General features: G+C 72.5%; 16 protein-coding genes. 10 read left to right on the forward strand and 6 right to left on the reverse strand.

All coding sequences use genetic code 11. From position 1 onward, the window contains the following. Window positions 1-3 precede the first annotated feature (3 nt). From ACH4OA_RS12030 to pssA, 8 genes are all read left to right on the forward strand, one after another. Complete coding sequence (locus tag ACH4OA_RS12030) at window positions 4-822, forward strand: TetR family transcriptional regulator (protein ID WP_365877660.1); 819 nt, start codon at window positions 4-6, stop codon at window positions 820-822. 415 nt (window positions 823-1,237) lie between these two features. Beyond that, window positions 1,238-2,575 carry a crotonyl-CoA carboxylase/reductase gene (gene ccrA, locus ACH4OA_RS12035; RefSeq protein WP_365877670.1) on the forward strand — a complete coding sequence of 446 codons (1,338 nt, stop codon included), beginning with the start codon at window positions 1,238-1,240 and terminating at the stop codon, window positions 2,573-2,575. A 9-nt stretch (window positions 2,576-2,584) separates the two neighbouring features. After that, the gene (locus ACH4OA_RS12040; RefSeq protein ID WP_397968835.1) at window positions 2,585-4,612 is read left to right on the forward strand and encodes a protein meaA; all 2,028 of its coding nucleotides are present in this window, start codon (window positions 2,585-2,587) and stop codon (window positions 4,610-4,612) included. Continuing rightward, the gene (locus ACH4OA_RS12045; protein WP_397938728.1) at window positions 4,609-5,607 is read left to right on the forward strand and encodes an HpcH/HpaI aldolase/citrate lyase family protein; all 999 of its coding nucleotides are present in this window, start codon (window positions 4,609-4,611) and stop codon (window positions 5,605-5,607) included. Before ACH4OA_RS12040 ends, ACH4OA_RS12045 begins: the two co-directional genes overlap by 4 nt. Window positions 5,608-5,612: 5 nt before the next feature. Further along, window positions 5,613-6,125 carry a MaoC family dehydratase gene (locus ACH4OA_RS12050; RefSeq protein ID WP_397938929.1) on the forward strand — a complete coding sequence of 171 codons (513 nt, stop codon included), beginning with the start codon at window positions 5,613-5,615 and terminating at the stop codon, window positions 6,123-6,125. 3 nt (window positions 6,126-6,128) lie between these two features. Then, window positions 6,129-7,334, forward strand: a complete 1,206-nt coding sequence (locus ACH4OA_RS12055; RefSeq protein WP_397968837.1) for an acyl-CoA dehydrogenase family protein — start codon at window positions 6,129-6,131, stop codon at window positions 7,332-7,334. A 169-nt stretch (window positions 7,335-7,503) separates the two neighbouring features. Beyond that, window positions 7,504-8,160 (forward strand): phosphatidylserine decarboxylase, encoded by a 657-nt coding sequence (locus tag ACH4OA_RS12060; RefSeq protein WP_030346776.1) that lies wholly within the window; start codon window positions 7,504-7,506, stop codon window positions 8,158-8,160. A gap of 22 nt (window positions 8,161-8,182) precedes the next feature. Then, window positions 8,183-9,001, forward strand: coding sequence for a CDP-diacylglycerol--serine O-phosphatidyltransferase (pssA, locus tag ACH4OA_RS12065; RefSeq protein ID WP_365941804.1), 819 nt, complete (start codon window positions 8,183-8,185; stop codon window positions 8,999-9,001). Window positions 9,002-9,068: 67 nt separating this feature from the next. Here the strand turns inward: pssA and ACH4OA_RS12070 are convergent, their stop codons facing one another. Beyond that, window positions 9,069-10,205, reverse strand: a complete 1,137-nt coding sequence (locus ACH4OA_RS12070) for a glycerate kinase (protein WP_397969027.1) — start codon at window positions 10,203-10,205, stop codon at window positions 9,069-9,071. Between the two features lie 164 nt (window positions 10,206-10,369). Between ACH4OA_RS12070 and ACH4OA_RS12075 the strand changes: the two genes are divergently transcribed. Together ACH4OA_RS12075 and ACH4OA_RS12080 are read left to right on the forward strand one after the other, a co-directional pair. Further along, window positions 10,370-11,443, forward strand: coding sequence for an ADP-ribosylglycohydrolase family protein (locus ACH4OA_RS12075; RefSeq protein ID WP_397938731.1), 1,074 nt, complete (start codon window positions 10,370-10,372; stop codon window positions 11,441-11,443). Between the two features lie 38 nt (window positions 11,444-11,481). Further along, on the forward strand, window positions 11,482-11,976 hold the full coding sequence (locus tag ACH4OA_RS12080; protein WP_365881913.1) for an NUDIX hydrolase: 495 nt from the start codon (window positions 11,482-11,484) through the stop codon (window positions 11,974-11,976). Between the two features lie 87 nt (window positions 11,977-12,063). Here the strand turns inward: ACH4OA_RS12080 and ACH4OA_RS12085 are convergent, their stop codons facing one another. The 5 genes from ACH4OA_RS12085 to ACH4OA_RS12105 all read right to left on the reverse strand — a co-directional run bounded on the left by ACH4OA_RS12085 (window position 12,064) and on the right by ACH4OA_RS12105 (window position 17,481). Continuing rightward, window positions 12,064-12,546: a methylated-DNA--[protein]-cysteine S-methyltransferase gene (locus ACH4OA_RS12085; protein ID WP_365881915.1), complete on the reverse strand. Its 483-nt coding sequence runs from the start codon at window positions 12,544-12,546 to the stop codon at window positions 12,064-12,066. 11 nt (window positions 12,547-12,557) lie between these two features. Further along, window positions 12,558-14,036 (reverse strand): AlkA N-terminal domain-containing protein, encoded by a 1,479-nt coding sequence (locus ACH4OA_RS12090; protein WP_397968839.1) that lies wholly within the window; start codon window positions 14,034-14,036, stop codon window positions 12,558-12,560. A gap of 82 nt (window positions 14,037-14,118) precedes the next feature. Then, complete coding sequence (locus tag ACH4OA_RS12095) at window positions 14,119-14,973, reverse strand: methylenetetrahydrofolate reductase (protein ID WP_397938736.1); 855 nt, start codon at window positions 14,971-14,973, stop codon at window positions 14,119-14,121. Between the two features lie 166 nt (window positions 14,974-15,139). Next, window positions 15,140-15,697, reverse strand: a complete 558-nt coding sequence (ssuE, locus tag ACH4OA_RS12100) for an NADPH-dependent FMN reductase (RefSeq protein ID WP_397968840.1) — start codon at window positions 15,695-15,697, stop codon at window positions 15,140-15,142. Between the two features lie 212 nt (window positions 15,698-15,909). Then, window positions 15,910-17,481, reverse strand: a complete 1,572-nt coding sequence (locus ACH4OA_RS12105) for an FAD-binding oxidoreductase (RefSeq protein ID WP_397968842.1) — start codon at window positions 17,479-17,481, stop codon at window positions 15,910-15,912. Between the last annotated feature and the right edge of the window lie 147 nt (window positions 17,482-17,628).

Here is a 17,628-nt window from a genome sequence, read left to right on the forward strand (position 1 = left end):
GTCATGTCCCAGCCCGCCAAGTCCTCCCGTACACCCGCCACGCCCGACGCGCCGGAAAGTGCCGCAGGCAGTCGGGCCGCCGCCCAGCGGCTGAAAATGCGCCGAGAGCTGGCGGCGGCAGCCATGGAACTGTTCGCGACCAAGGGGTACGAGGCCACCACCGTCGACGAGATCGCCGCCGCCGCCGGGGTCGCCCGGCGCACCTTCTTCCGCCACTTCCGCTCCAAGGAAGAGGCGATCTTCCCGGACCACGACGACACCCTGGTCCGCGCGGAGGCCGTGCTCAACGCCGCGCCCGCGCACGAGCACCCGCTCGACACGGTGTGCCGGGGGATCAAGGAAGTCATGAAGATGTACGCGGCGCGGCCGGAGATCTCGGTCGCCCGCTACAAGCTGACGCGCGAGGTGCCCACCCTGCGCGAGGCCGAGATCGCCTCCGTGGCCCGCTACGAGCGCCTGTTCACCCGCTATCTGCTCGGCCACTTCGACGAGCACGCGCACGCCGACGACGCCAACGACGACCCGCTGCTGGCGGAGGTCGCCGCCTCGGCCGTGGTCACCGCCCACAACCACGTCCTGCGGCGCTGGCTGCGGGCGGGCGGCCAGGGCGACGTGGAGGCCCAGCTGGACCACGCGTTCGCGATCGTGCGCAAGACGTTCGGCTCCGGCATCGGGGCCGGCCGCGAGTCCGCGCCGCGCACCCCGCCGGCCACCACCACGGCCGCCGCCCGGGGCGAGGTCCTGGTGACGGTGGCCCGCACCGACGCACCCCTCGACGAGGTGATGCGCACCATCCAGCAGGCGCTCGGCGACCGGCTGTAAGACCCGGTCCGGCCGCGGCAGACGGGCGGTGGACGGCACTCGGTGCCGTCCACCGCCCGTTCTTTTACCACGCGACGATCGATCATCGCTCATCTGTCGCGTAAAGATTTCATCTGAGTGCGTTTTTTGGCACGCAGTGCCTTGTCACCTGTCACGGCGTGCCATACGGTGAAGTCGTCCGGGCGGCCGGCGAAGCGGACACCTTCTCCTCGCCGGCTGTCCCCGAGGGCCCTTGGCCCCTGCGCCCGGACGCCTGCGTCACAGGCACCCTCCCGCGCCACAAAGCGCTGCCGAAGCACCACCCGCCGGACCGACGGCACCCCTCGACACCCTCAGCAGCACTCAGCAAGCACCGACGATCCCCGAAAGGCGCCCCTCCCTCAGGGCGCTCACCGCCGGAGGCGACACCGTGACCGTGAAGGACATCCTGGACGCGATCCAGTCGCAGGACGCCACGTCCGCCGACTTCGCCGCCCTGCCGCTCCCCGATTCGTACCGCGCGATCACCGTGCACAAGGACGAGACGGAGATGTTCCAGGGCCTGGAGACCCGCGACAAGGACCCGCGCAAGTCGATCCACCTCGACGAGGTGCCGGTGCCCGAACTGGGCCCGGGCGAGGCCCTGGTGGCCGTCATGGCCTCGTCGGTCAACTACAACTCGGTGTGGACCTCGATCTTCGAGCCGCTGTCCACCTTCGGGTTCCTGGAGCGCTACGGCCGCACCAACGAGCTGGCCAAGCGGCACGACCTGCCGTACCACATCATCGGCTCCGACCTCGCGGGCGTCGTCCTGCGCACCGGCCCGGGCGTCAACGCCTGGAAGCCCGGTGACGAGGTCGTCGCCCACTGCCTGTCGGTGGAACTGGAGTCCTCCGACGGCCACAACGACACCATGCTCGACCCCGAGCAGCGGATCTGGGGCTTCGAGACCAACTTCGGCGGGCTCGCCGAGATCGCGCTCGTGAAGTCCAACCAGCTGATGCCGAAGCCGGCCCACCTCAGCTGGGAGGAGGCGGCGGCGCCGGGCCTGGTGAACTCCACCGCCTACCGCCAGCTCGTCTCCCGCAACGGCGCCGGGATGAAGCAGGGCGACAACGTGCTGATCTGGGGCGCGAGCGGCGGACTCGGCTCGTACGCCACGCAGTTCGCGCTGGCCGGCGGCGCCAACCCGATCTGCGTCGTCTCCTCGCCGCAGAAGGCGGACATCTGCCGGGCGATGGGCGCGGAGGCGATCATCGACCGCAACGCCGAGGGCTACCGGTTCTGGAAGGACGAGCGGACCCAGGACCCCAAGGAGTGGAAGCGCTTCGGCAAGCGCATCCGCGAACTGACCGGCGGCGAGGACATCGACATCGTCTTCGAGCACCCCGGCCGCGAGACCTTCGGCGCCTCCGTCTACGTCACCCGCAAGGGCGGCACCATCACCACCTGCGCCTCGACCTCGGGGTACCTGCACGAGTACGACAACCGCTACCTGTGGATGTCGCTGAAGCGGATCATCGGCTCGCACTTCGCCAACTACCGCGAGGCGTGGGAGGCCAACCGCCTCATCGCCAAGGGCAAGATCCACCCGACCCTGTCGAAGGTCTACGACCTGAAGGACACCGGCCAGGCGGCCTACGACGTCCACCGCAACCTGCACCAGGGCAAGGTCGGCGTGCTCTGCCTCGCGCCCGAGGAGGGCCTCGGCGTGCGCGACGCGGAGACGCGCGCCCGGCACCTCGACGCCATCAACCGCTTCCGGAACGTCTGAGGGCCGCAGATGACAGAGCGTCAGAAGGACCGTCCGTGGCTCATGCGGACGTACGCCGGCCACTCGACGGCGGAGGCGTCCAACGAGCTGTACCGGCGCAACCTCGCCAAGGGCCAGACCGGCCTGTCGGTGGCGTTCGACCTGCCGACCCAGACCGGCTACGACCCCGACCACGTCCTCGCCCGCGGCGAGGTCGGCCGGGTGGGCGTGCCCGTCGCGCACCTGGGTGACATGCGCCGGCTGTTCCAGGACATCCCCCTGGAGCAGATGAACACCTCGATGACGATCAACGCCACCGCCATGTGGCTGCTGGCGCTCTACCAGGTCGTCGCCGAGGAGCAGGGCGCGGACCTCACCAGGCTCCAGGGCACGACCCAGAACGACATCGTCAAGGAGTACCTGTCCCGGGGGACGCACGTCTTCCCGCCGGGGCCCTCGCTCCGCCTGACGACGGACATGATCGCGTACACGGTCTCCCACCTGCCGAAGTGGAACCCGATCAACATCTGCAGCTACCACCTGCAGGAGGCCGGGGCCACGCCGGTGCAGGAGATCGCGTACGCGATGTCCACCGCGATCGCCGTCCTGGACGCCGTGCGCGACTCCGGGCAGGTGCCCGAGGAGCGCATGGGCGACGTGGTCGCGCGGATCTCCTTCTTCGTGAACGCGGGCGTCCGCTTCGTCGAGGAGATGTGCAAGATGCGGGCGTTCGGCCGCATCTGGGACCGGATCACCCGCGAGCGGTACGGCATCGAGAACCCCAAGCAGCGCCGCTTCCGCTACGGCGTCCAGGTCAACTCGCTCGGCCTGACCGAGGCGCAGCCGGAGAACAACGTCCAGCGGATCGTGCTGGAGATGCTGGCCGTGACGCTGTCGAAGGACGCCCGCGCCCGTGCCGTGCAGCTCCCCGCCTGGAACGAGGCGCTCGGCCTGCCCCGGCCCTGGGACCAGCAGTGGAGCCTGCGCATCCAGCAGGTGCTGGCCTACGAGAGCGACCTGCTGGAGTACGACGACCTCTTCGAGGGCTCGAAGGTGGTCGAGGCCAAGGTGGAGGAGCTGGTCGCGGACGTCCTCGCGGAGGTCGGCCGCATCGAGGAGATGGGCGGCGCGCTGGCCGCCGTGGAGTCCGGCTATCTGAAGTCGCAGCTGGTCGCCTCGCACGCCGAGCGCCGGGCCCGGATCGAGTCCGGCGAGGAGAAGATCGTCGGCGTCAACGCCTTCGAGGGCACCGAGCCGAACCCGCTGACGGCCGATCTGGACACCGCGATCCAGACGGTGGACCCGGCGGTCGAGGCCCGCGTCGTCGACGCGCTGCGGCACTGGCGGGACACCCGCTACCAGCCGCCGTTCAACCACCCGCGGCCCTGCAAGGCGCTGGAGCGGCTCAAGGAGGCCGCCCAGGGCACCGAGAACCTGATGGAGGCCACGCTGGAGTGCGCCCGCGCCGGCGTCACGACCGGCGAGTGGGCCGGCGCCCTGCGGGAGGTGTTCGGCGAGTACCGGGCGCCCACCGGGGTCTCCTCCGCGCCGGTCGCGGTGGCCGCCGAGCCGGGCTCCGCGCTCGCCGGCGTCCGGGCCCGGGTGGAGGCCACCGCCCGCGAACTGGGCGTCGCCCGGCTGCGCTTCCTGGTCGGCAAGCCGGGCCTGGACGGGCACTCCAACGGCGCCGAGCAGATCGCCGTACGGGCCCGGGACGCCGGCTTCGAGGTGGTCTACCAGGGCATCCGGCTCACTCCCGAGCAGATCGTGGACGCGGCGGTGGCCGAGGACGTGCACGCGGTGGGCCTGTCGATCCTGTCCGGCTCGCACGCCCAGCTCGTCCCGGACGTGCTGCGGCGGCTGCGTGTGGCCGGTGCCACAGAGATACCCGTGATCGCGGGTGGCATCATCCCGAACGGTGACGCCGAACAGCTCAGGGCCGCCGGGGTGGCCGCGGTGTTCACCCCGAAGGACTTCGACATCACCGGGATCATCGGCCGCATCGTGGACGAGATCCGCACAGCGAACAAGCTCGACCCCTTGGAGGTCCCCGCATGACCGCCCATCCGCCGCCCGCCACCAGCGCCGCGCAGCCGTCCGTCAACCGCCTCCGCCCCCGGCGTTCCTGCCTGGCGGTGCCGGGCTCGAACCCGCGCTTCCTGGAGAAGGCCCAGGGCCTCCCCGCGGACCAGGTCTTCCTGGACCTGGAGGACGCGTGCGCGCCGCTCGCCAAGCCCGGGGCGCGGCACACCATCGTCAAGTTCCTCAACGAGGGCGACTGGACGGGCAAGACGCGGGTGGTCCGGGTCAACGACTGGACGACCGAGTGGACGTACCGGGACGTCGTGACCGTGGTCGAGGGCGCCGGCCCCAACCTCGACTGCATCATGCTCCCCAAGGTGCAGAACGCCCAGCAGATCGTCGCGCTGGACCTGCTGCTGACCCAGATCGAGAAGACCATGGGCTTCGAGGTCGGGCGCATCGGCATCGAGGCGCAGATCGAGAACGCCCAGGGCCTGAACAACGTCAACGAGATCGCCCAGGCCAGCCCCCGGATCGAGACGATCATCTTCGGCCCGGCCGACTTCATGGCGTCGATCAACATGAAGTCGCTGGTCGTCGGCGAGCAGCCGCCCGGCTACCCGGCCGACGCCTACCACTACATCCTGATGAAGATCCTGATGGCCGCCCGCGCCAACGACCTCCAGGCGATCGACGGCCCCTACCTCCAGATCCGCAACGTGGACGGCTTCCGCGAGGTGGCCGGCCGGGCCGCCGCGCTGGGCTTCGACGGCAAGTGGGTGCTGCACCCGGGCCAGGTCGACGCCGCCAACGAGGTCTTCTCCCCCTCCCAGGAGGACTACGACCACGCCGAGCTGATCCTGGACGCGTACGACTACTACACCTCCGAGGCGGGCGGCAAGAAGGGCTCCGCGATGCTCGGGGACGAGATGATCGACGAGGCCAGCCGCAAGATGGCCCTGGTGGTCGCCGGCAAGGGCCGGGCCGCCGGACTGCGGCGCACCAGCACGTTCGAGATCCCGGAGGCGTGAGCGCGATGCAGTTCGGACGCACGTACGAGGAGTTCGAGGTCGGCGCGGTGTACAAGCACTGGCCGGGCAAGACGGTCACGGAGTACGACGACCACCTGTTCTGTCTCCTCACCATGAACCACCACCCGCTCCACCTGGACGCCCACTACGCCGGGGAGACGACCGACTTCGGCAGGAACGTCGTGGTGGGCAACTACGTCTACTCGCTGCTGCTGGGCATGTCCGTGCCGGACGTCTCCGGCAAGGCGATCGCCAACCTGGAGATCGAGTCGCTGCGGCACGTGGCGCCGACCTTCCACGGGGACACGGTCTACGGCGAGACGACGGTGCTGGACAAGTGGCCGTCGAAGTCGAAGAGCGACCGCGGGATCGTCCACGTCGAGACCAGGGGCTACAAGCAGGACGGCACCGTGGTGTGCGTCTTCCGCCGCAAGGTGATGGTGCCCACCGAGACGTACACCAAGGAGCGCGGCGGCGAGCAGCCGGGCCGCCCGGAGCCGAAGCAGCAGGAGAAGTAAGCCATGGCCCGTCTCGCCCAGACCGCCGGTCTGACCGACGTCCAGCAGGAGATCCTCTCCACCGTCCGGGACTTCGTCGACAAGGAGATCATTCCGGTCGCGACCGGGCTGGAGCACCGCGACGAGTACCCGCAAGCCATCGTGGACGGCCTGAAGGAGCTGGGGCTGTTCGGGCTGATGATCCCCGAGGAGTACGGGGGCCTGGGCGAGTCGCTGCTCACCTACGCCCTGTGCGTGGAGGAGATCGCCCGTGGCTGGATGTCGGTGTCCGGCATCATCAACACCCACTTCATCGTCGCGTACATGCTCAAGCAGCACGGCACGCCGGAGCAGAAGGAGCACTTCCTGCCGAGGATGGCCGCCGGCGACATCCGGGGCGCCTTCTCCATGTCGGAGCCGGGCCTCGGCTCCGATGTGTCGGCCATCACCTCCAAGGCGGTCCGGGACGGCGACGCGTACGTCCTGAACGGCCAGAAGATGTGGCTGACGAACGGCGGCACCTCCTCGCTCGTGGCCGTCCTGGTCCGCAGTGACGAAGGACACCCCGAGGGCACGGCCCCGCACAAGTCGATGACGACCTTCCTGGTCGAGAAGGAGCCGGGCTTCGGCGAGGTCCGTCCGGGCCTCACCATCCCCGGCAAGATCGAGAAGATGGGCTACAAGGGGGTCGACACCACCGAGCTGATCATGGACGGCCTGCGGGTTCCGGCCGACCGGGTGCTCGGCGGCGTCACCGGCCGAGGTTTTTACCAAATGATGGACGGCGTGGAGGTCGGCCGGGTCAACGTGGCGGCGCGCGGCTGCGGCGTCGCCCAGCGGGCCTTCGAGCTGGGCGTCCGGTACGCCCAGCAGCGGCACACCTTCGGCAAGCCGATCGCACAGCACCAGGCCGTCCAGTTCAAGCTGGCGGAGATGGCCACCAAGGTGGAGGCCGCACATGCGATGATGGTCAACGCGGCGCGCAAAAAGGACTCCGGGGAGCGAAACGACCTGGAGGCCGGCATGGCGAAGTACCTGGCCTCCGAGTACTGCAAGGAGGTCGTGGAGGACGCCTTCCGGATCCACGGCGGCTACGGCTTCTCCAAGGAGTACGAGATCGAGCGCCTCTACCGCGAGGCCCCGATGCTGCTCATCGGTGAAGGTACCGCCGAGATCCAGAAAATGATCATCGGCCGCAGGCTGCTCGAAGAGTATCGGTTCGAGGGCTGATTGTCCGGGTACGGGGCGTTTTCTTCGAGAAGAAGATCACACCCCGTAGGCGGTCTTCAGCCGCCGACTCGGCTTCCTGGCTTGCCCAGTTGTGGGCCGCGCCCGGTACGATCCGGTAAAGCCGCCGTCCCCCGTCAGAGCGCGGCATCATCCGCTACGAAGGTCATCCATGCCCCACAGCCAAACCTCTGCACACCGCGACAGCCTGGTAGGCGCACGCCTCGCGCGCGGAGCATCGCCGTGGCTTCTCCCGACCGTCGCCACCGCAGCCCTCAGCCTGGCCCGCGCCCGCCGCTCCGGCGCGGCGAAGGCCGTCGCCGTGCCCGCCACCGCGCTCGCGGCGGGCATGCTGTGGTTCTTCCGCGACCCCGAGCGCGAGATCGCCACGGGCCGGGTCATCTCGCCGGCCGACGGCGTGGTGCAGAGCATCATGCCGTGGAAGGACGGACGCACCCGCGTCGCGATCTTCATGAGCCCGCTCAACGTGCACGTGAACCGCGCGCCGCTGGCGGGCACGGTGACGTCGGTCGAACACATCCCCGGCGGCTTTGTTCCGGCTTTCAACAAGGAGAGCGAGAACAACGAGCGCGTAGTCTGGCACTTCGACACCGAACTCGGCGACATCGAGATGATCCAGATCGCCGGCGCGGTGGCCCGCCGCATCGTGCCCTACCTCCCGGAGGGCACGAAGGTCGAGCAGGGCGACCGAATCGGTCTGATCCGCTTCGGCTCGCGTGTCGACCTCTACCTGCCCGAGGGCGTGGAGGTCGCGGTCGAGGTCGGACAGAAGACCGTGGCTGGGGTGACTCGCATTGACCGTGATTGATCCGGAAACCCAGGCGGGCTGGGTGCCCGAGGCCGACGAGGTGGACGACGAGGAGGAGATGCCTCTCTCGCTCCGCCTCTCGATAGCGGACACGCTGACGCTGGGCAACGCCACCTGCGGGTTCATGGCGGTGTACTTCACCACCACCGGCATCCTGATCCCGCACCTGACCGGCAGCCAGGAATCCGGCATGGCCCGCCACAGCGCGGCCACGGCGGTCATCCTGATGCTCTGCGCGGCGGTGTTCGACCTGTTCGACGGCCTGGTGGCGCGCAAGCTGCGCTCCTCGCCGATGGGCGCGGAACTGGACAACCTGTCGGACCTGATCAGCTTCGGCCTCGCGCCCGCGTACTTCGTGCTCGTCTACGGCATGGTCGCCGACGACGCGCACCAGCGGGTGGCGGCGGTCGGAGCGATCGTCGTCCTGCTCGCCGTGGTCCTCAGACTGGCCCGGTTCAGCTGTGTGACGATGAAGGACGGCGTGTTCCAGGGCATGCCCTCGCCGTTCGGCGCGCTGACCGTCGTCTCGATCGTGCTGCTGGAGCTGCCGTTCGTGGCGACGCTGCTGGCGATCCTGGGGACGGCGTGGCTGATGGTGAGCCGGGTCGAGTACCCGAAGCCGCGGGGCCGGCTGGCCGGGGCGATGCTCTCCTGGATCGTGCTGTCCATGGGCCTGCTGGCCGCCTGGGCCTTCGACGCCCCGAGCGGTCAGCTGCTGCTCCAGACCGGCTGCGCGCTCCAGCTCGTGATGGGCGCGGTGATCCCGCTGTTCGCCACGGCGCGCCGGGTGAACAACTTCCGCGACAACCGCCGCGAGGCGCGGGCGGCGCAGCTGCCGTAGCGATAGGCAGACGAGGGGCCCCCTACCCGGCCGGGTAGGGGGCCCCTCGTCTATGTACCGCGGTTCCTCAGCGCAAGCGGTCCTCGGCGATGCGGGCGGCGACGCGTTCCAGGATCGGTCCGGCCTCCGCGATGCACCGGGCCACGTCCGGCTCGACCGAGGTCAGCGGGTAGGCCTGGGAGATCCCGGCGCCGTGCAGCGCCTCCGGCGGCAGCGCGAGGCGCCCGCACACCGCCACGACCTCCTTGCCCGCGGCCCGCGCCGCCGCGGCCACTCCCGCCGGCGCCTTGCCGTGCAGCGTCTGCTCGTCCAGCGAGCCTTCCCCGGTGATGACCAGCGCGGCCCGCTCCAGGGCGGGCGCGAAGCCCAGGACGTCCAGCATGACCTCGATGCCGGGGCGGAAACGGGCGCCCAGCAGCAGGGCGCCGAAGCCGATGCCGCCGGCCGCGCCCGCGCCCGGGGACGCCGCGTACTGCGCCGCCCGGGGGCCCGCCGCCGCCTCCAGCACCTTCGCGAAGCGGGCCAGCGCCGCGTCCAGCGCGGCCACGTCGGCCGGCGAGGCGCCCTTCTGCGGGCCGTACACCGCCGGCGCGCCCTTCGGCCCGGTCAGCGGGTTGTCGACGTCGCTGGCCAGCACCAGGTCCACCGCGGACAGCCGCGGGTCCAGACCGGAGAGGTCGGCGCGGGCCAGGTCGGCGAGGCCGCCGCCGCCCGGGGCGACCGGCTCGCCCCGCGCGGTCAGGAACCGCGCGCCCAGCGCGGACAGCATGCCCGCGCCGCCGTCCGTCGTGGCGCTGCCGCCGACGCCGAAGACGATCGTCCGCGCGCCCGCGTCCAGCGCGGCCCGCAGCAGTTCGCCGGAGCCGTACGTGGAGGCCGTCAGGGGTGCGAAAACCCCGGCCGGCAGCCGGTGGAGCCCGCTGGCCTCGGCCATCTCCACGACCGCGGTGTCCCCGCGCAGCGCGAACGCGGCCGTCACCTGCACGCCGAGCGGTCCGGCGACCCGGGCCTCCCGGCGTTCGAAGCCGGCCGCGACCGCCGCGGCCACCGTCCCGTCGCCGCCGTCGGCCACCGGCAGCGCCTCGACCGCGAGGTCCGGCACGACCCGGCGCAGCCCGGCCGTCACCCGCTCGGCGACCTGCACGGCCGTCAGCGAGCCCTTGAACTTGTCCGCGGCGATGAGCACCCGGCGGGTCTCGTTCACTGCAGCGTCCGCCACCTTGTGTTCCCCTTGCTCTCCGGGCCCCGCGCGTGTCGGGGCCAGTCGCGCCGCTGTGACCATAACCGCAGGACACCCCCGCCGTCATGCCCCGCCCGAAGCGTGGGAAGGCGCGGGGACGGGCCCGCCGAAGTGGGTACACCCCTGCCATGAGCACCGCACGCACCGGCCCCGGCCTCGCCGACCGCGTCCACGGCGGCTGGCTCGGCCGGATCGCGGGCAACATGCTCGGCAAGCCGGTCGAGCAGGGCGAGGTGTGGACCCGCGACCGCATCGACCGCTATCTGCGCCGCGCCGCCGCCCTGCCGCTGACCGACTACCTGCCGGAGCCCGCCGACCCGGCCGAGGCCGCCGAGCTGCGCCCGGAGTGGCGCGGCTGTGTGCGCGGCCGGGTCGACGGCAGCTGCCGGGACGACGACGTCGACTACGCGATCCTCGGCCTGCACCTGCTGGAGACGCACGGCTTCGGCTTCAGTACCGAGCAGGTCGGCGACCTGTGGCTGCTCAGACTGCCGTACCTGCAGACGTTCACGGCGGAGCGGGCCGCGTACCGGAACCTGGCGAGCGGGCTGAAGCCGCCGCTGACGGCGACGTACGACAACCCGTACCAGGAGTGGATCGGCGCGCTGATCCGCGCCGACGTCTACGGCTGGACCTGCCCGGGCGACCCGCTCCGGGCCGCCGGTCTGGCCCGCCGGGACGCGGTGCTCTCGCACACCGGCAACGGCGTCTACGGCGCCATGTGGGCCGCCGCGCTGATCGCCGCGTCCTTCACCGCGCCGACCGTCCGGGACGCCCTGGAGACCGCGCTGACGGTCGTGCCGGCGAGCAGCCGGCTGGCCCGGACGGTACGGCGGGTCGCGAGCCTGCACGAGGCCCGGCTGCCCTGGGCGGAGACCCTCGCCACGGCGGCCGAGGAGACCGCCGGGCTCGGCTGGATCCACACCGTGCCGAACGCCGCCGTCCTGACCGCCGGACTGCTGTACGGCGACGGCGACTTCACCCGGACCATCGCCCTGACCGTGCGCGGCGGCCTGGACACCGACTCCAACGGGGCGACGGCCGGTTCGGTGGCCGGGGTGCGCACCGGGGCGGCCGCCATTCCGGCCCAGTGGCGCGAGCCGCTGCGGGACACGGTGCGCAGCGCGGTGTTCGGCTTCGACGGCGTGCGGATCAGCGCGCTCGCCGAGCGCACCCTGCGCCTGGCGACGGCCGGGACGTAACGGGACGTAAGGCGGGCCCGGCTGGTTACCCTTCCCCCATGACGACCACGGACGACTTCGCCACGTACATCGCCGGCCTGCCCCGGGTGCTCGCCGGTGCCGCCGCGCTCTTCCGGGACGCCGAGGGCCGGGTGCTGCTCGTGGAGCCCAACTACCGCGAGGGCTGGGCGCTGCCGGGCGGCACCATCGAGTCCGACACCGGGGAGACGCCGCGCGAGGGCGCCCGCCGGGAGACGCTGGAGGAGATCGGGCTCGACCGTCCGCTGGGCCGGCTGCTCGCGGTGGACTGGGTGCACGGCACGAACCGGCCGCCGCTGGTGGCGTACCTGTACGACGGCGGTGTCCTCGACGACACCGAGCTGAAGGCCATCCGCCTCCAGGAGGAGGAGCTGCTGTCCTGGCGGCTGGTGGAGCGCGCCGGCCTCCCCGCCCACCTGCCCGGCGCGCTCGGCCGCCGGGTGCTGGCCGCCCTGGACGTCCTGGCGCAGGGCACCGGCACGGCGGAACTGGAGAACGGCCACCGGGTGGCGTGACACACCGGCCCCGGGGCGGCGCGGCCCGCAAGTCACCTGGGGCGGCATGTCGCCCGGGCGGCACCGCCCGTGGTCGCGTCGGGTGGGTCAGAACAGGGTGGTGCCGCGTTCGAAGTCCAGCAGGTCGCGTTTGCGGTGCAGGCCGCCCCCGTAGCCGGTGAGGGCGCCGTCCGCGCCGACGACGCGGTGGCAGGGCACGATGATGCCGATGGGGTTCCTGCCGTTGGCGAGGCCGACCGCGCGGGACGCCTTCGGGTTGCCGAGGGCGTCGGCGAGTGCGCCGTAGGAGCGGGTCTCGCCGTAGGGGATGCGGGTGAGCTGCTCCCAGACGCGGCGCTGGAACGGGGTGCCCTGGAGGCTGAGCCGCAGGGTGAAGCGGCGCAGCTCGCCGGCGAAGTAGGCGGCGAGCTGTTCCCGGGCCTCGGCGAACGGGGTGTCGCCCGGGGTCCCGAACGTCTCGTGCGCGGGGCGGTGGCGCTGGTCGGTCATGTAGAGGCCGCACAGGGCGCCGTCGTCGGCGACGAGGGTGAGCGGGCCGTAGGGGCTGTCGATGACGGTGTGCTGCCTCATGCCGGGGCTCCTCACGCGGGCAGGAAGTTGACGGGGTGGCTGTCGGTCGCCCAGAGGTACTGCACGGCGTACGCCCGCCAGGGCCGCCAGCCCTCCGCGCGGGCGGTGAGCGCGGCCGGCGTGGCCGGCAGGCCCAGCCCCCGGGCGGCGCGCCGGATGCCGAGGTCGGTGGGGAGGAACGCGTCGGGGTCGCCGAGGGCGCGCAGGGCGATGGCCTCCACCGTCCACGGCCCGAAGCCGGGCAGCGCGCGCAGCCGGGCGCGGGCCTCGGCCCAGTCGGAGTCGACGCCCAGGCTCAGCGCGCCGTCGGCGAGCCGGCCGACCAGGGTGGTGAAGGTGGTGCGCCGGGCGCCGGGCATGGCCAGGGTGCCCGGGTCGACGGCGGCCAGCGCCTCCGGGGCCGGGAAGAGGTGGGTGAGGCCGCCCTCGGGATCGTCCAGGGGCTTGCCGTGCGCGGTGACCAGGCGGGCCGCGTGGGTGCGGGCGGCGGCCGTGGACACCTGCTGTCCGAGGACGGCGCGGACGGCGAACTCGGCCTCGTCGACCGTGCGCGGCACCCGGCGGCCGGGGCCCCGGTCGACCAGGGGGGCGAGCAGCGGGTCGGCGCGCAGCCGCTCGTCGACGGCGACCGGGTCGGCGTCCAGGTCGAGCAGGCGGCGGCAGCGGCTGATCGCCACCGTCAGGTCCCGCAGGTCGCTGAGCGTGAGCCGGCAGGCGATGTGGTCGGGGCGCGGGGCGAGCGCGACGATCCCGTGGCCGTAGGGCAGCCGCAGGGTGCGCCGGTAGGCGCCGTCGCGCCACTCCTCGACGCCGGGTACGGCGGTGGCGGCGAGGTGGCCGAAGAGGTTGGACGGGTTGAGCGGGGCGCGGAACGGCAGCCGCAGGGTGAGCGCGCCGGGGGTGCCCGCGCCGGCGGCGGGGACGCGGGCGCGCAGTTGGCTCGGGGACAGCGCGAAGACCTCGCGGACGGTGTCGTTGAAGGCGCGGACCGAGGAGAAGCCGGCCGCGAACGCGATCTCCGCCATGGGCAGCGCGGTGGTCTCGACGAGCAGCCGCGCGGTCTGGGCGCGCTGGGCGCGGGCGAGCGCGAGCGGACCGGCGCCGAGTTCGGCGAGCAGGTGGCGTTCCACCTGCCGGGTGCTGTAGCCGAGCCGGGCGGCCAGTCCGGGCACGCCCTCGCGGTCCACGACGCCGTCGGCGATCAGCCGCATCGCGCGGGCCGCCAGGTCGGCGCGCTGGTTCCACTCCGGGGAGCCGGGGCTGGTGTCGGGGCGGCAGCGCTTGCAGGCCCGGAAGCCGGCCTGCTGGCAGGCGGCGGCGCTCGGGTAGAACGTCATGTTCTCCGGTTTGGGCGGCACGACCGGGCAGCTCGGCCGGCAGTAGATCCGCGTGGTCAGGACGGCGGTGAAGAACCAGCCGTCGAACCGCGCGTCCTTGGACCGCACGGCGCGCACGCAGTGCTCCCGGTCGAGTGGTGTCGCTGTCGCCATGGGTCCAGCATCGGCCACCGGGGGCCCGGGAAGCTGGCGGGAATCCGACACGTACGTGGCTCCGGCCAGGGACTCTTCCGGCTCAAGTGGCTGCGGTGAGGGCGCCGCGGTCCCGGAAGCCGGTGATCCACTCGGCGGTGGTGCGCAGGCCGCCGAAGGTGTAGAAGTGCACCTTCACGGTGCCGTGCCGGGCCGGGTCGTACCGGTCGGCCAGCGCGTGTAGGAAGCGGTCGGGGCCGGTGGTGCCCACGAGGTTGGTCAGCGAGAAGCCGTACTTGCGGGCGACGGAGGCGCTGGTGCCGACGCCGAACCGGGTGGCGTAGCCCAGCAGCCGGCGCACGCCGGCCGGTCCGGGGACGCCGACGCGGACGGGCAGGTGCACGCCCTTGGCCCGAAGGGCCTCCAGCCAGCCGAGGACCGGGTCGGCGTCGAAGCCGAACTGGGTGATGACGTCGCCGCCGAAGCCGTCGGCGGCGAGGGCCGCCGCCTTGTCCGTGAGCGCCTGCCACAGCACGCGGTCGGTGATGCCGGGGTGGCCCTCGGGATAGCCGGTGACGCCGACGTGCCGGACGCCGTGGCGGCGCAGCAGCCCGGTGCGCAGCACGGAGAGGGCGTCCGGGTAGGGGCCCTCGGGGCGGGCCGGGTCGCCGCCGACGACGAACACGTTATCGACGGTGCCGTCGGCCGCCAGCCCGGCGAGGAACTCCTCCAGGGCGGTGCGGGAGGGCAGGCGGCGGGCGGAGACGTGCGGTACGGGGACGAAGCCCAGCCGGCTGACCGCGCGGGCCGCCGCCAGCCGGGTCGCGGTGTCCTCGCCGGCCAGGAAGGTGATGTTGATCCGGGTGCCCGGCGGGATGCCGTCGCGCGCCTCCTCCAGCCGGGGCACGTCCTTGCCGGTCATCTCCAGGGAGAAGTCGTCCAGCAGAGCGGGGTTCATCGTGCTTCTCGTGCTCCTCGTACGACGTGCGGCTCGGGCCCGCGGCTCGCCGGGGCGTGGTCCCGGACCCCGCCGATGATGCCACGCGGGTGGCCGGGACCCGCGGGCAGGGCGTGCGGCGCGCGGCGGCCGGCACGGTCCGCGACACGAGGCTCGGCCGGGCCCGTCAGCCCACGACGACCCGTCCGTCGGGCAGGAGGGCGGTGGTGAACTCCTCGACGGCGCGGGCCAGGCGGTCCTCAGCGTCCGGGGCAAGGCGCGGCGGTCCGTCGTCGCCGCGGGTGATGCTCTGGTCCAGGACGAAGGCGCCGCGCAGCACCTGGCGGGCGCCCAGGGCCGACAGGACGGGCCGCAGCGCGTAGTCGAGGGCGAGGGCGTGGGCGAGGGTGCCGCCGGTCATCAGCGGCAGCACCGTCTTGCCGGCGAGGCCCGCCTGGGGCAGCAGGTCGAGGAAGGCTTTGAGCAGGCCGCTGTAGGCGGTCTGGTAGACGGGGCTGGCGATCACGACACCGTCGGCGGCGGCGACCGCGTCCAGGGCCCGGCGCAGTGCGGGCTCCTCGGTCCGCACGGCCAGCAGCGGGGCCGGCGGCAGCTCGCGGACCCGGACGTGCTCGGCGGTCAGTCCCGCCCCGGCCAGCCGGTCCAGCACGTGGGCCGTGAGCAGGGCGGTGCGCGAGCGCGCCGAAGGGCTGCCGGATATCGCGACCAGGGACGTCGGCGTCATCGAGGGCTCCTTCGCGGATCGCCGGGACGGCGGGGCGGACGGCGGGCGTGCGGACGGCGGGCGGAGGGGGATGCGGGTGCGCGGACGGCGGGCAGAGGGGGATGCGGGTGCGCGGACGGTGAGCCGGCGGGCGGGCGGGCGGTGCCGCGCGGCGCCCCGGGTGCCGGGCGCCGCGCGGTGCGTGCCGGGACGGTTCCCGGCGGGGGTGCCCGTCAGGCGGCGGGCGGCTGGACGGACTGGCTGTGCCGGAAGACGTTCCGCGGGTCCCACTTCGCCTTGACGCGTTGCAGGCGCGGGTAGTTGTCCTTGTAGTAGAGGGTGTGCCAGGGGGTGGAGGAGGTGTTGAACCGGGGGTCGCCGAGGTCGATGTCGGGGTAGTTGACGTAGCAGCCGTCGGTCACCTCGTTCGGCACCGGGACGCCGCCGGTGTCCGCGTAGACCTCCCCGTAGCATTCGCGGGCCCAGGAGATGTACCGGTCGTCGTCGTCGGGGTCGTTCCAGAACACCTGCCAGAGCATCTTGAAGGCGGCGTCGCGGTGCGGGGCGGCGGTCGCCGCGGGGTCCACCGCGTTGATCCGGCCGCCGTAGGACGTCAGTTGCACGCTGATGCCGGGGTTGTCGATGTCGTCGCGGGTGAGGTGCTTGTACAGCGCCTCCAGGTGGCTGTCGGGGAAGGCCGCCCGCATGAAGGAGGACTTGTACTCGGCGCGCAGCGTGGGGTCGTTGAGGAGGCTGTTGGTGGTGCCGAGCATCCGCACCGCCTGGAGCCAGGGCAGCCGGCGGGGCGCCGCGAACTGGGGCAGCGCGGGCAGGTCGCCCATGTGCCGGGTCAGCGCGCCGTGTTCGGCGCTGATGCCGTAGCCGATGTGCTTGAGGTAGTCGGCGAGGATCTGCTCGGCGTCCGGGGCCGTGGCGTCGACCAGGGCGAGCAGGCCGATCTGCCCGGCCGAGCGGTGGTTGAGGACGAGCTGGCTGATGAGCGCGCGGTGGGGGTCGTCGGGCGCGCGGTGGGCGACGTGCCAGTCGGCGTAGTTGCGCGCCAGTTGGTGGAACTCCTGCCGGCGCAGCTCGCTCCACGCCCAGCCGACCGCGCTGACCAGGAGTTCCGCGGGCGGTTTCGGCAGCAGTCCGCGCGGGTCGCGGCCCCGGGCGTCCGGGGAGCGGAACCAGTAGCGGGTGACGATGCCGAAGTTGCCGCCTCCGCCGCCGGTGTGGGCCCACCACAGCTCGCGCCGGGGGTCGTCCGCGTCGCGGGTGGCGACCACCGCGCGGGCCTTGCCCCGGGCGTCGACCACGACCACCTCCACCGCGTAGAGGTGGTCGACGACCAGGCCGTGCAGGCGGCACAGCGGCCCCCAGGCGCCGCCGCTGACGTGGCCGCCCATGGCGACCGAGTAGCAGAACCCGGTGGGGACGACGACGCCCCACTCCGGGTAGAGGGTCTGGTACGTACGGAGGTTGGTGGCGCCGGACTCCACGGCGACGGCGCCGCGCCGCTCGTCGTGGTACACCGCGCTCATGCCCGACATGTCCACGATCATCTGGACGTCGGGGTGGTGCACGAAGTCCTCGTAGCAGTGGCCGCTGGAGCGGACGCTGATCCGCTTGCCCTCGTCGACGGCCTGCTGGACGGCCGCCACCACCTCGTCGGTGGACCGCACGAGCCGTATGGACTCGGGCCGGGCCACGTAACGCTGGTTGAGCCCGCTCACCAGATCGGCGTACTGCCGGTCGGCCCGGGTGACCGTGAGGCCGGCCGGGTGGCGGGTGGTGTCTTCGGTCATGTGTGTCACACCTTCACGCGAATCCTGGGTGTCCTGGGTGAGAACCCCGAATGTGTTGGGACTGCCGAATCGCTGTGATCCCCCGTGCGGCAAAACGGTGTCCCGGCCGGCGCTTCGCGGCCGGGACACCCGGCACAGGATCGCGTC

Source organism: Streptomyces sp. NPDC017095 (assembly GCF_044332325.1).
Classification (GTDB): Bacteria; Actinomycetota; Actinomycetes; order Streptomycetales; family Streptomycetaceae; genus Streptomyces.

What these genes read in the sequence shown, in the direction of transcription:
- ACH4OA_RS12040 (WP_397968835.1), top strand. Translation starts at nt 2,585, where the DNA reads ATGACAGAGCGTCAGAAGGACCGTCCGTGGCTCATGCGGACGTACGCC.
- ACH4OA_RS12045 (WP_397938728.1), top strand. Translation starts at nt 4,609, where the DNA reads ATGACCGCCCATCCGCCGCCCGCCACCAGCGCCGCGCAGCCGTCCGTC.
- ACH4OA_RS12050 (WP_397938929.1), top strand. Translation starts at nt 5,613, where the DNA reads ATGCAGTTCGGACGCACGTACGAGGAGTTCGAGGTCGGCGCGGTGTAC.
- ACH4OA_RS12060 (WP_030346776.1), top strand. Translation starts at nt 7,504, where the DNA reads ATGCCCCACAGCCAAACCTCTGCACACCGCGACAGCCTGGTAGGCGCA.
- ACH4OA_RS12105 (WP_397968842.1), bottom strand. Translation starts at nt 17,481, where the DNA reads ATGACCGAAGACACCACCCGCCACCCGGCCGGCCTCACGGTCACCCGG.
- ACH4OA_RS12030 (WP_365877660.1), top strand. Translation starts at nt 4, where the DNA reads ATGTCCCAGCCCGCCAAGTCCTCCCGTACACCCGCCACGCCCGACGCG.
- ACH4OA_RS12085 (WP_365881915.1), bottom strand. Translation starts at nt 12,546, where the DNA reads ATGAGGCAGCACACCGTCATCGACAGCCCCTACGGCCCGCTCACCCTC.
- ACH4OA_RS12075 (WP_397938731.1), top strand. Translation starts at nt 10,370, where the DNA reads ATGAGCACCGCACGCACCGGCCCCGGCCTCGCCGACCGCGTCCACGGC.
- ACH4OA_RS12095 (WP_397938736.1), bottom strand. Translation starts at nt 14,973, where the DNA reads ATGAACCCCGCTCTGCTGGACGACTTCTCCCTGGAGATGACCGGCAAG.
- ACH4OA_RS12090 (WP_397968839.1), bottom strand. Translation starts at nt 14,036, where the DNA reads ATGGCGACAGCGACACCACTCGACCGGGAGCACTGCGTGCGCGCCGTG.
- ACH4OA_RS12055 (WP_397968837.1), top strand. Translation starts at nt 6,129, where the DNA reads ATGGCCCGTCTCGCCCAGACCGCCGGTCTGACCGACGTCCAGCAGGAG.
- ACH4OA_RS12080 (WP_365881913.1), top strand. Translation starts at nt 11,482, where the DNA reads ATGACGACCACGGACGACTTCGCCACGTACATCGCCGGCCTGCCCCGG.
- ssuE (WP_397968840.1), bottom strand. Translation starts at nt 15,697, where the DNA reads ATGACGCCGACGTCCCTGGTCGCGATATCCGGCAGCCCTTCGGCGCGC.